The sequence below is a fragment of the Providencia sp. PROV268 genome, assembly GCF_028477805.1.
GTDB lineage: Bacteria > Pseudomonadota > Gammaproteobacteria > Enterobacterales > Enterobacteriaceae > Providencia > Providencia stuartii.
In genome coordinates this window covers 115318-128016 of sequence record NZ_JAMPLW010000018.1, presented here as the reverse complement: position 1 = coordinate 128016, position 12699 = coordinate 115318, and the positions used below count along the sequence as shown (strand labels likewise).

The 12699-nt window shown below is 38.1% G+C and carries 10 protein-coding genes; 1 reads left to right on the top strand and 9 read right to left on the bottom strand.

Annotated features, from left to right (window positions below; all coding sequences use genetic code 11):
* Positions 1–15 precede the first annotated feature (15 nt).
* From PR699_RS14150 to PR699_RS14120, 7 genes are all read right to left on the bottom strand, one after another.
* Complete coding sequence (locus PR699_RS14150) at positions 16–1479, bottom strand: MFS transporter (protein WP_014657628.1); 1464 nt, start codon at positions 1477–1479, stop codon at positions 16–18.
* A 254-nt stretch (positions 1480–1733) separates the two neighbouring features.
* Positions 1734–2006, bottom strand: coding sequence for a YkgJ family cysteine cluster protein (locus PR699_RS14145; protein WP_004925202.1), 273 nt, complete (start codon positions 2004–2006; stop codon positions 1734–1736).
* The gene (locus PR699_RS14140; protein WP_014657627.1) at positions 2003–3574 is read right to left on the bottom strand and encodes an ATP--cob(I)alamin adenosyltransferase; all 1572 of its coding nucleotides are present in this window, start codon (positions 3572–3574) and stop codon (positions 2003–2005) included. Before PR699_RS14140 ends, PR699_RS14145 begins: the two co-directional genes overlap by 4 nt.
* Positions 3575–3629: 55 nt before the next feature.
* A complete protein-coding gene (locus PR699_RS14135; protein WP_004925206.1) occupies positions 3630–4706 on the bottom strand; it encodes a hypothetical protein in 1077 nt (358 codons plus the stop codon).
* A 37-nt stretch (positions 4707–4743) separates the two neighbouring features.
* Positions 4744–5604, bottom strand: a complete 861-nt coding sequence (locus PR699_RS14130) for a YafY family protein (RefSeq protein ID WP_014657626.1) — start codon at positions 5602–5604, stop codon at positions 4744–4746.
* 536 nt (positions 5605–6140) lie between these two features.
* A complete protein-coding gene (locus PR699_RS14125) occupies positions 6141–6533 on the bottom strand; it encodes a hypothetical protein (protein WP_181710236.1) in 393 nt (130 codons plus the stop codon).
* Positions 6534–6536: 3 nt separating this feature from the next.
* Positions 6537–7868 carry an MFS transporter gene (locus PR699_RS14120; RefSeq protein ID WP_014657625.1) on the bottom strand — a complete coding sequence of 444 codons (1332 nt, stop codon included), beginning with the start codon at positions 7866–7868 and terminating at the stop codon, positions 6537–6539.
* 98 nt (positions 7869–7966) lie between these two features.
* On the opposite strand from PR699_RS14120, the gene PR699_RS14115 reads away from it, so the two are divergent.
* Positions 7967–8860, top strand: a complete 894-nt coding sequence (locus tag PR699_RS14115) for a LysR family transcriptional regulator (protein ID WP_014657624.1) — start codon at positions 7967–7969, stop codon at positions 8858–8860.
* A 157-nt stretch (positions 8861–9017) separates the two neighbouring features.
* Here PR699_RS14115 and PR699_RS14110 read toward each other — a convergent pair whose 3' ends face one another.
* Both PR699_RS14110 and PR699_RS14105 read right to left on the bottom strand, forming a co-directional pair.
* Positions 9018–10118 carry an ABC transporter substrate-binding protein gene (locus PR699_RS14110; RefSeq protein ID WP_014657623.1) on the bottom strand — a complete coding sequence of 367 codons (1101 nt, stop codon included), beginning with the start codon at positions 10116–10118 and terminating at the stop codon, positions 9018–9020.
* A gap of 62 nt (positions 10119–10180) precedes the next feature.
* Positions 10181–12385 (bottom strand): TonB-dependent siderophore receptor, encoded by a 2205-nt coding sequence (locus tag PR699_RS14105; protein WP_014657622.1) that lies wholly within the window; start codon positions 12383–12385, stop codon positions 10181–10183.
* Positions 12386–12699: the final 314 nt, after the last annotated feature.

The window sequence follows — 12699 nt, the reverse complement described above, 5'->3', positions numbered from 1 at the left end:
CGCCTAATTAATACACTAAATGTTCACTTTTCGACGTTTAACAATCAACCATAGTGTGAAAACCACAACACCCGCCCCACCTATCATCGCCACATTAAACCCTGATGTCATTGCCGCTCGAACAGCTTGAGCAACATAAGGTAAGGTAACTGATGAAGTATTATTAATAAGTAAACTGACTTCTTGAGCAGGTACGGTTGCCATTAACATTTCATCATGCCGTAATTGATTGAGTGCTTGATGCGTCATTAATGTCCCTAATAGTGCGATCCCCAATGTCATGCCTGTTTGCCGTAACGCATTCATCACTGCGGAGGCAACCCCTGAATAGGCTTTATCAACACTCCCCATAATCAAAGCTCCTATCGCCGGTGTCGCCATTCCCATCCCAGCCCCCAGCACAAATAAAAGCAAAGCAATAACCGTATAAGCCGTATCTGCATTCACCAAACCAAGCGCAGTAGATGTTAGTGCAATAAGCACAAACCCTAAAATCATTAAATTTCTGACACTCGTCAATCGAGTCAAGTGACCGAAAGAGAAAGAAAATAGTGCCATGGCAACAAATTCAGGAGCCATACGCAATCCAGCCTCAAAGGCTCCCCAGCCCTGCCCTTTTTGTAGAAATAAGGCGATAAAAAATACATTGCTGTAGGTCGCAAAACCAAGCGTAAAAGAGGCCACGTTATATTGAAAAAAGTATTGATTAGTTTTAAACAAAAAGATGGGAAATAAAGGCTTTGCGACTTTCATTTCGACTATCACAAAACTGATCAAAGCGAGAAAACCTACAGTTAATCCCCCTATCGTCATAACGCTTCCCCACCCTTGCGCTCCTGCTTCAATTAAGCCATATGTCACACCCGCAAGCGCAACAATACTCAAGCATTGGCCTAATGGATCAAAGGCGGCTTTCTCGGCATCTGCACTTTCATCAATGCCTATCCAACCCAACAACAAAGTGACTATTCCAAGAGGAAGATTAATTAAAAAGATCGTTGGCCAATCAAACAGTTCAACTAATAACCCGCCTAAAATAGGACCAATTATCAATGACAATGCACTCACAGCAGACCAGATCCCAATTATCTTCACTCGCTCAATATCATTCAAAAATGCTTGGGTAATAATAGATAAAGCTCCGGGGATCAGTGCTGCTGCCGCAATGCCTTGGGTCACTCTTCCCCAAATCAGCATATTTGTTGTCGTCGCTATCGCGCAAAGGGCAGAGCCAAATGTAAAAATGGCGATCCCTGCTAGCCACACTTTTTTGCGCCCATAGCGATCACTAATCGGCCCCACAGACAAAATCAATGCAGATAAACAAAGCGCATAAGCATCAATGATCCACTGGAGCATTCCCATATCAGCATTGAGATCCTGTTGAATTGCAGGTAATGCAACATTGACGATGCTGATATCTAATGTCGCCATAAACGTGCCTAAACAAACGGCAGAGATCAAAAAAAGACGTTTCATTATTCTCACCTTCCCATCAAATGATACCTTTATCATAATTATCGACCGACCGACGGTCAATAACAAATGAGATTGAATATCATTTAATGTTAGGGATCAATAAGATCACGCCTGTGGGTTTAATGAAAAGGGATCATTAACTAAGTTATAGGGGGATGTTGATAAACCAAGCCTACTTTATCAATTCATAAAATAAGACCATCACTAAAAGGTTTAGTAATGGTCTTAGTAAACGGATATAGCATAAGTCAAAATTATTCACTGCCCAGTATTATTTCACAGGCAATTCTGTTCACTTCAACAAATTCATGCCATGTATATTGATCGTGATAATGAAGCAAATACTGTTTATCGACACGACAGATATCTGGGCGCTCTTCGTAAATAGTGCATAACATGCTAGTTTCATTATAATGTTTACAGATACCATCGCCTCTATCAAGAAATTGAGTTTCATTAGCGCGATCAACATGGCGGCAGCATGCCCCACATTTATCACAAGGAAATAGCTCGGTTTCTAAAATCATAATGAATCCAGCCAATCACTGAATGAATCATCACTATCTACATCATAGGGTAATGCAATATTGCTCCGTTTAATTTCCTGATTAAGAATAATTTTTCGCTCATATTCTGTATTTGTCGCCTGCAATGCATGGGTAAACGTCTGCATTTCAGCAACATTAAAATTAAATTCAAGCTGAGCAAGTTCTGTTAGGTATTTATCTAAAGCAGCATTAACATCTCGGTAGTACTTTAATGTTAGCTCATATTTATTGCGGAATTTATTTAAAAAACGCCAAATCTTTTGCATTAAATTACTGTGCTCTAAATAATAGCACATCGCCAATGTCAATAAACCAGAGACTAAAGCCCCAATGAATAGCGCAACATCATTACCGAATGGGAATGATAATATTCCATTCAAGTATGTTGTTATCATTGAACCGAGTACAACAGAAATACTGGTCGATATAATTTTAATGGCTGATTTTAGTAAATCCCCTAATGCTAAATTTTCTGGATTAAAAAAGAGCAGCTTCACAGCAGAAAATAGGCTATTTGCAGACTCTCGGATTAACTTCCCTATCATTTTTGTCGATGTTAGGAAAATATTCAACATGGTGGTTGTAACACTGGCTAATAACCCACCAAACAACCCATTATTAAACTCAGTCCAAAAATCTTTAAAACGAGCTTTTAATCTTTCCCAAATATTCGTAACAACACCTTTCAAATCCTCCAAGAAAAGTTTAAATTTAAAGTTTGTTTTATGCTGTTCAATCAATTTAGGAATCGAATCTTTTAATTCAAACCAAAGCTCTGCAAATACAATCCCTAGCATTTGCCTTGCTCCCATTCTCAACCCAGTGTTAATAGCCGCTGATGCCGTATTCACAAAAAACTTACTGCTACTGTAGTACTTGCTACTAATTTCTGCATCATACTGTTTTCTGGCCTTTTCATCGACAGCCTTCATGGCATCAAAATTGGCTTTCTGCTTATTCTTAAGTGTTTTGAGTTTTTTTAACTCAATATCGGTTAGTTGCCCTTTACTTTCTAATGCACTAATTTCTGCTTTAAGCAGTGTTTGCTGTGACTTTAGATTCGAAATAAAGTCTGCCATTTTTTTGGCTTTTTTCGACTTATTTAATGTTTCATTCGTAAAGGTCAAATTTGAGTCACGGTTAGCTAAATCCGCACCGTCAATTTCAGCAAGAACACGTGCAGGGTCATTATGCACTTCATAAGCCGCAATAATATGATCAAGATTAGTCACATCATGTTGGCTAAACGTTTCTCCTGTATAGGAGTCCGTTAACTCACCCGCTAACTTTTTTTGTTTGCCTTTGCGGTTTGTCTCTTTGTAATTCTCGTGGCTGTGGTATGCATGTGAATCATATTCACCACGATCCTGATAACGATTTTTTTCTTCCTCGGTTGCCCAAATATCATTTCTGACATTATGCACCGTATCAACATCCCCCCCTTTTTTATCTTTTAATAATAAAAAATCCAAACCAAAGGAAGTGACTAAACTTTGAACAATCGTATCATTCACTTCTTTTTGCCAATTATAATTTGTCTGTTGCATATGTCTTACCTATAAGTAGCAGTGAAAGTACTGCTACTTATGATTTATGATGCCATCAAGATAACGTAAAACGCTTAGTTTCATCTAATCGCTTATCTAAACATTCCTGATTTAATATTTTCAGACCATGGCTATCTGTTTCAATCTCGATAACCTCATCAACAATAATAGCCTCATTATTTTGATTTAATTTCGGCTTAAATAATGGTGTCGTAATTAGGTTAGTCATAATAGCTGCAAGTTTATAACCATTATTAATAGTGAGCTTTAACTCATCCGTAATGCCATGGGTGTTAGCCTGACCTAATGCTTTATTACGTTGAATCATTTTGTCGGCTTCTATGAGTGCTAATAGATATGGTTTAAACACGGTAAATTGTGCTTCTAAAACATGATAAATAGCGACAACGTACTCTTTGGTTTTGGTTAAATTTTCATAAGCCAAAGTCATTTTTGCAACGGCACCATTAACTTCAGAGCGAATTTTTTGGGCATTATCTAATGCTTTTTCAGCGTGAGAATTATAAGCCCAACCAGCAATCGCTAAGATAGGAGCAACAACAGCACCACCTAACACCATTGCTCCACCTGCCATCCCCCAACCACCAGCAGCTAGAGAACCGCCACCGATAGCCGCCATTGTCGCATTATAAGCAGCCGCACCTGAAAGCGCTGCAATTGGTGTTCCTGTAGATGCAGCCGCGAATGCCATAACACCACCATAGACAGCAAACCCCGCAGCAGCACTTGATGCACCGGCTCCCACTAAGGTTCCAAGATACTCTGTCGCTGAAATAGCGAGGTTTTCAATTTTATTGATTTCATGACGTGGAATCGAAATTGAAATATCCTGTCCTGATTCATTAAGCTGCTTTAATATTGATTGTGCGATAGTGTTAAATTTATTGAAACTTTTACCGATTTTTAACTCAAGCGTACCTAACTTTTCTAATTCCGTTGTCGTGCTAACATTTATTGACTCTAGCACTTCTTTTTTTTCATCATAACGACGTTTAGAGCTCTCTAAAATATCGTCAGCTTCTGATTTTGTTTGGTATCCGTCATAAGCTTTCTTTCCACCAAACGCGGCGGCCGCAATAGCTGCACCAGCAATAATAAATGGTATTGCCATACAATCCTCTCAGTTTTAATAAAATGAAAATAACTAGTTACAATTGACTAATATAATACCGTAGGTTTTGTTCAAACTTTATCTTTAACCATTCCGGCTCTAAAACTTTAATATTTGGGATCCAATATTGAATTAAAGGTAAAATTTGTTTTTCACTCATCGCAGAGCATGAAATAGTTAGAGAATCACTACTTTCATCAACAATACACTGATTAGGTAAAACATCTCTTCTTTTGAAGTAATCAGCTATCGACTTTGAAACCAATACTCGAGCATGAAAATAATTATGGCTAGTCCATGGGTCTTTACTCTCCATTAACATATTGACAATATTATTATCAGGTAAAAAAGTTTTTTTGCTGACATCTAACCATTCAATCCTATTTAGTGAAAATGATTTAAGCTTCCCCTCTTCAATGGCATTCAAGTACCAAATCGTATTGTGACAGATGAGCTTATATGGATATATTGTCCGATTTTTGCTTTTATACAAAATATGACATTCTCTTTTATTATCAATTGCATACCTAATTCTTTCATAATGTGTTTTTAAGTAGCTCTTGATCTTATGCTCAATGCCATTAAATTTAATGAGAACACTTCTGTTCTGAATAGTCTCAGGAATACTCTTCAAAAAAGACTGACTAAAATCAGGCAAATACTTATCTATACCAAAAAAAGAAATCATTTTATAATATTCGACAACTGTCGAAAAACCATACTTTGAATTCCCTTTATGCTCTAAAATTAAGTTTAGCGAATTCAAATCTCGATAAATCGTCCGCTCGCTGACTTTAAAACGAGAGGCTAATTCATACTTATCTACTTCACCATAAAGATATGCTTCGAGAATAATTGTTGCTAATCTGACTCCTTGATTTTTTTTATAGTCATCCATTTTATCACCAACTATGATTTAGGTTAATATTGATTACACAAAGAATATCAAACTCAGTGACAAATAGCGTCAGTACAAAACTTTTTATCGTATAAGATAACTCTCATTTTTATATCATAGCAATTTTTCAGCTACCTTTTATTTAAAAACCACTGTAATTCTGCACAGACTATTTAAGAGTAAACAGCCAATAAAAAACATTAATAACAAAATTACGCTTAATAGGTGATTTTTATTCTAACGACAAGTTAAAAATGCTCATAAAACAAACTGTGATTATCTAATTCTTATTATCTTAGTCTTTTAATAAAGGGAAAACGATACCATGATTAAGTAGCGTGATGACTTTAACTGGGTTGGAAATAGTGATAATGATGGCAGCATAGTCGCTCGCACATGTGAGCAACATTTTAATGTATAAAGGAATATCCTAGTTATCCCCAGCCAATATGTCGAAAATTCGATTAAAAATGATAATGAAGATGAAAAAACGTTAGCCTACTGTTCCAAAATACGCTAACGCTTTAATAAGTAAGTTAGTTTTTATTTATAGGAGTTTCATGCAAATATACCCAAAAACAATGTTCCCCAAGTACCTTAATACAAACCGTAGCAGTTCGTAACAGCCTTGATTCAGGGGTTTCATGCAACTCTTGATACTGTATCCAGCAATACTCACCTCGCTCAAAAATTGGTTTAATATCTGATAATGTAATTGTAAGTGAAGGTCTTGTGCCTATATTTTGGCTAAACAACTCATTCACTTGCTCTAAACCAATACGTTCTCCCTTAATTGTCACCATTGCAAAAGCATCATCAAAGCTAGCTAATAAAGGGGTTAATGCATGCGTATCTTTGCCAGTAAATACATTTTCAATCAAGATATGTAGATCTATAACACTCTGCAACGCTTTTTCCATGTGACTCATAAATTATCTCTCTTTTAATACTGCGATTAATGATAGTAGGCCGACAACCGCTGCTATCATGAAGGTATACTGATAGCGTAATAAATCATTTTGTACGGTGACGACACTAAAAATAGATACCAACACGACCGTTCCCACACTGAACGAAACTTGGCGATTAATATTCCATAGCACACTCCCTTGCAATAAATCCTTCCCTGAAAAATCAATTAATGCACTGATCTGAGCGGTATTAGTACACAACCCACCACCAGCCCCCATTAATAAATAAGCAGCAATGAGTAGAGGCAAATCTGAATAACTTGATACCCAAAACAGCAACATTATTCCTAAGCTATGAGTCGTCATTCCTGCAAAAAATAGCGTTTTCTTACCAACTTGGTGATAGAGGTAACCACCACTTAGCATTGATAGTAGTGCCCCCGCGGCATATAGCAGCATAAACATACCCGCCTGAGCTGCACTAAAATGCAAATTGCTTTGTAAGTTAAAAATATTGAGTAAATTGACACCTGTAAATACACCAGGTACTGCGTAATAAACAATAAAAGCATTACGCAAATTGCTATTTACGAGTAACTGAAAATTTAAAATGGGCGCCGAACATTTTTTGGCGTATTGAAGATATAAAACCAGAATAAAAGCGGAAAATAGAAAGCTACTTACGGCCAGCACAAGGCTATGATAGTCGTTATAAAATGAAAAGGATAACAATAAGAACAGTAAGCTAAAGCTCACCATAATCAACCCTATCACATCAGGTTTTTCTCTTTGTTGCCGCCCATCATTATTCACCCACCACCATGCTAAGATTGCCGCAAATAATGAGAAAGGCAAATTAGCATAAAATACCCAGCGCCACGATAATGAATCAATAATCATTCCCCCTACTGCTGGAGAAAATGCAGGGGCCGTTAAAGCGACAACCATAATTAAAGTTGAAATACGATGGCGCTCTTTACCTGGAAATAGCTCAAAAACGAGAGCCTGTCCCACAGGGATCAATAGCCCACCAGCAACGCCTTGAATAAAACGCCAAACTACCAAGCTATAAATTGAATGACTCAGCCCACACAATAAAACACTGACTGAGAATAACAGCATAGAAATACTGAGCAGTTTCTGGTTACCTAATTGCCCAGCGAGCCACAAACTCAATGGCATGATCAGGACTAAACCTAAGATATAACTATTAGCGACCCAAGCCACCATTGATTGGCTGGTAGAAAATGCTGAAGCAATATCAGGCAATGCAATCGCTGACATAAAAATATTAATACAGTCGATAAAGAAGCCGATTAAAAAAACAGTTGCGATTTTATATCGATAAGACATACCTACCTCCGGCGCACAAGAGTAGGTATTCCCCCTTTCTTTGTCGATATAAGAGGATTAAACTCATTGTTTAATAATGACAAACAATCAGACTGATTATGCAAAAAAACCTTAAGCAAATAACCACTTTTCTGCAAGTCGTGGACTCAGGCTCTTTTACTAAAGCCGCTGATATTTTAGGCATGAGCCGGTCTATGGTCAGTATTGATATCAAGCAGTTAGAGATACGGCTGAATGTCAGTCTGCTCATACGTAATACGCGCAATATTGCCCTCACCGAGGCGGGTAAGCATTTTTATGATGACTTTAAACGTATTCAACTAGAGATAGAAGAAGCGTTTGAAAGAAGCCAAAATTTAGCAACAAACGTCACAGGCTTACTGCGTTTTTCATCCACGAATGAATTTGGCCAACGTTATATTTTGCCTTTACTACCTGAATTTTGTCGCCTTTACCCGAAGTTACGCCTGCAATACAGCTTTAATTCATCATTAGATGATTTGGTCACCGAAAAATTAGATCTCGCGATACGTTTAGGTAATTTAAAAAGCTCATCACTAAAAATACGCAAAATAGGTGAATACCAAATCTATATTGTGGCGACCCCTGAACTATTAAAACACTATCCCGTTAAAGGTATTAACGATTTAGCACAAATTCCTTGGATAACTCATTCATTACTCAATTGGCAAGATACACAATACGTTCTAAAAAATACTCTAGGGGAAAAATACCCTCTTCCCATCATAAAAGGCCAATATGAATCGAATTCAGCGGCAGTGATCCAGCAAATGGTACTGGCCTCTCTTGGGGTCGCTATCTGTCCTGATTGGCTAGTCAATGATGATATTAATGCAGGGCGTCTCATTCGTTTATTACCTGAATTTTATCTACCTTCACAGAATATTCAGCTACTTTATCCCAATAGCACCACTCTACCTGCGAAAACACGCGTCTTTATTGATTACTTAGTTGAAAAATTTAGCCTATAAAAAAAGCCGTGTCTCATCGAAACACGGCCTTAAAATAGCATCGCGACTGTCAATAACGCTGGGTGCAGCTAGGCAACAAATGACTAAGGCGCTAGAGCACAGACTTGTGTGAGTGTGAGTCAGCGTCATCAGCAAAGCGTAAAGTATGACGAGTATATTAAAGGGCTATCCAAAACACCCCATTCGCTTTAATAGCCGTAAACTGCTGTAAGAATTCCTGCAAATTTTGCTCTGGCTCTAAGGTTGCAAAAGTCTGCGGATGCATAAACTTAGCCATGGCTTCAATAGCAAAAATATTCATTGGGTTATTATAGAAATTATGGTAAACCGCCATGACATGCTTATCTTTTACCGCTGTCAGCGATGAAATCCCTTGGCGATCGACAAGCTTAGCCAATTGCTTTTTAGCAACCGTTGCATCTGCATAATAACCCAGTTTAACGGCTGTTGAACGGCGATTAAAATTCTGCCAATCTGCACCGGTTAATAAATAAAAGTCAGGGTTTAGGGTAATAATGTTTTCAATTGAACTTTCAGCACCTTTAGCCGGAAACTTGTCTTCCACTAAGTTTTTACCACCCGCAAGGCTTGCTAAAACCCCAAAACCTGACCGACCGTAGAGCTGACAACAACTATCCGTGAATAAACCCGCATTAGCCTCAACTAATACCGATGGATAAGGTTTTTTCAATTGCTCTTCAATGGCGGCTAGCTTTTCTTGATACAATTTTGCAAAGCGGTTTGCACGTTCCTGAGTTCCTAATAATTCACCTAATAACACAATACTTTTTGGCGTGTTATTGGCGATATCCATACGGAAATCAATAAAAATAACCTTGATCCCTGCTGCTTCCAATTGTGGCATAAATTGGCTATCGCGCATCGCTGCATAATTAGATTTATGCATTAATACCACTTCTGGCGCCAGCTCAAGTAATTTCTCAATTTGAATGCCCGTCTCACGGGTTTTTCTTAGTGTTGGTATTTTGACTAACTCAGGAACCGCAGAAAAATAAGCCTGCTTTAAATCAGGCGCGTACTGTTCTAACGAATCACTCCAGCCAACAATACGTGAAAAAGCGTCTTGCCCCGCGGCAATATCGACCGACAAAATATCTCTTCCATCAATCAAAAATAATTTTTCGACAGGAAGATCAACACTCACTTCACGTCCTTGTAAGTCCGTAATTAATGTAGGCGTTTTAGCTGACGCAATTACACTGACTAAGCATAATAATCCGGTTAATAGCCATTTCATTCAATAACCTCATTGAGTCATAAAGATGAGCCATCAATAAGATGGCTCATAAAATATTCAACTTAAAACGTCACACTATAATTCAACGCAAAAGTTCTTCCTCTACCTTTATAGGTATACAGATCTGCTGCCCCATAACTCGGGCTATATAATTTAGGCGCACGCTGTCCCCAAATGGTGGTGTAATCTTCATCCAGTAAATTTTCTACCGCAAAACTGACTTTACCAACTGGCAATAAATAACTGCTTAAGAAATCCACGGTATTATAGCCATCGAGCTTGTTACCATCCGCATCTGAAACATTAAAGGTTTGCTGGCTTTGTAAACGTAGAGACCAATCATTAGGCTCCCATCCCACATAAGCAGTGACTTTTGATGGGCTAGCAAATTTAACGCTCCATTTTTCCCATTTACCATCTACTTTGGTTTCTGATTTTTGCAGGTTAAAGTTACTACCAACACTCCAATCACTATTATCGAAGAAATAATCAATCGCTCCTTCCACACCATAAATACGACGTTTATCTGACTTCATATAAATCGTCATATCCGTATTATTAATGTCATAACTTCTGTCTGACAATGAATAATATGCTGCAATCTGTGTACGTAGGTTCTCGCCGGTATAACGCCAGCCCAGCTCATAAGAGTCAACTTTAATGCCTTTAACTTTAGTATCATTAATATTAATACTATTTTCTAATGCCAAATGCCCATTAGCATCAGGGGCTGCTGCATATTTCCCTGTACCATAATATTTTGCAATATCAGGAATTTCGAAGCCTTGAGAGAAATTAAACCATGTTTGCTGATCTTCCGTTAAATTAATTAGTAGACCCGCATTAAAGAGTAAATTGTTATAATCAGTGTTCCCCCCAGGTACTGCATCGGCGGATTTTATCTTACCTTCTGCAATTTGCTGCTGTTGAGCATACCCAACAAAGTCATCCACTTTGTTTTCGGTATATTGATAGCGCACACCGCCGCTTAAAGTGAATATTGGATTAATATCGTAGCTGCTTTGTAAGAAAGCGGCCATATTGGTTGTGGTATAACTTGGATAACGCCCAACTTGATAGGCTTTTTTCAAATCCATACCACCTGATTCTTTCGCTTTATCTAAATTAAAGAACATTTGATTAGCACGAAATTGTTCGTGCTCAGCGTCAGCACCATAAGTCAGCGTCAGATTATCGACAGGCTCACTATTAAACGTCAGCTTAGTGCCATAGAAATTGGTTTTTTGATCGGAAGCACTAATGCTGGTCACATCCTTTGCTTTATTTAAAGCGGGGAATGGGTAAAATTTTTGTGATTCATCACGATAATAAACTTGAGCAACAAAATCTTGCCCCCAAAGGTCGCCATTTGAATATTGTAAATTCAACATATGGCGCTCAGTACCCGGTAAACGATCTGAGTTTAATTTGCCGCTATTATAGGCTTCGCCTTGGCCTTTCACCGCCGCAAAATCTTTGCCTAAATAAAGCCCATGTTTGCCATCGGACTCACTTTTATAATATTGAACCGTGGCTTGTAGCTGCTGATTATCATCAATATTAATAACCCCAGCGCCCATTACATCTAAGCGGTCAGAAAATTGTAGGCCTGTTTGTGTATTATCAATATTAATTGCCTTACCTTTGCCATCATACCAACCGCCATAACGTTGATAGGCAACAGATAAACGACCATGGGCGTTTTCATTACCCCCACTCATTGCCGCAGCAACATTTTCATCATGATCTTTGCCATTACTGAAACCGGTTTTTCCGCCAATTTGCAGGTCAACTTGTTTTTCTTCTTGGCCTTTTTTGGTGACAATATTAATTAATCCACCACTACTACCGCCACCATATAAAGAAGTCGCGCCAGAAATCACCTCAATATGGTTAATATTAAACGGGTCGATAGAATCTAATTGGCGGCTGTCACTGCGCGAAGAATTTAAACGTACGCCATCCACCATCACAATCATTGAGCGGCCACGCATATTCATGCCGTAATTAGTACGTCCTTGACCGCTAACACTCATACCGGGGATCAATTGTGACAGAATATCTTTTAACTCTTTTCCACCTTCTGCTTGCTGTTCAATTTCAACATTATCAATAACCCATGTGGTTTGGGCCATCTCCGACACACTTCGATAAGAACGCGTTGCCGAGACAGTCATTTCATCTTGTTTGTTTTCTGCTGCGAATGTTGCTGGTGCAATAAATGAAGCAAAACATGGAGAGAGTATCCAAAGATGCTTAATTTTCATGTGCCTAAGATCCTAATAGGTTGTCGTGTTTTTTTAAAAGCCGCGGCCGATAACATTACGGCTTTTTATCCGGCTAAATTAGCGGCTAATTTTAACTGATAACAAACATACTATTAAGAACTATTATCATTATTATGTCTTTTTTTAGACACTTTCGGCAGATAAGAAGATAGGAGAAGCAAAATATTTATAAATCAGAAAAAGAAATGCTGGAGGAGATCAGACAAAAAGCAGGTTTATCGGATTTTGAGCTACCATCAATAACAAGTTATGACTAAGTCGCTATGTCGTTGTCGAGCCAATTAAAACGATAT

Bases quoted from the DNA above. Each gene is read 5' to 3' on its own strand.
- PR699_RS14150 (WP_014657628.1), bottom strand. From the start codon at position 1,479: ATGAAACGTCTTTTTTTGATCTCTGCCGTTTGTTTAGGCACGTTTATG.
- PR699_RS14145 (WP_004925202.1), bottom strand. From the start codon at position 2,006: ATGATTTTAGAAACCGAGCTATTTCCTTGTGATAAATGTGGGGCATGC.
- PR699_RS14140 (WP_014657627.1), bottom strand. From the start codon at position 3,574: ATGCAACAGACAAATTATAATTGGCAAAAAGAAGTGAATGATACGATT.
- PR699_RS14135 (WP_004925206.1), bottom strand. From the start codon at position 4,706: ATGGCAATACCATTTATTATTGCTGGTGCAGCTATTGCGGCCGCCGCG.
- PR699_RS14130 (WP_014657626.1), bottom strand. From the start codon at position 5,604: ATGGATGACTATAAAAAAAATCAAGGAGTCAGATTAGCAACAATTATT.
- PR699_RS14125 (WP_181710236.1), bottom strand. From the start codon at position 6,533: ATGAGTCACATGGAAAAAGCGTTGCAGAGTGTTATAGATCTACATATC.
- PR699_RS14120 (WP_014657625.1), bottom strand. From the start codon at position 7,868: ATGTCTTATCGATATAAAATCGCAACTGTTTTTTTAATCGGCTTCTTT.
- PR699_RS14115 (WP_014657624.1), top strand. From the start codon at position 7,967: ATGCAAAAAAACCTTAAGCAAATAACCACTTTTCTGCAAGTCGTGGAC.
- PR699_RS14110 (WP_014657623.1), bottom strand. From the start codon at position 10,118: ATGAAATGGCTATTAACCGGATTATTATGCTTAGTCAGTGTAATTGCG.
- PR699_RS14105 (WP_014657622.1), bottom strand. From the start codon at position 12,385: ATGAAAATTAAGCATCTTTGGATACTCTCTCCATGTTTTGCTTCATTT.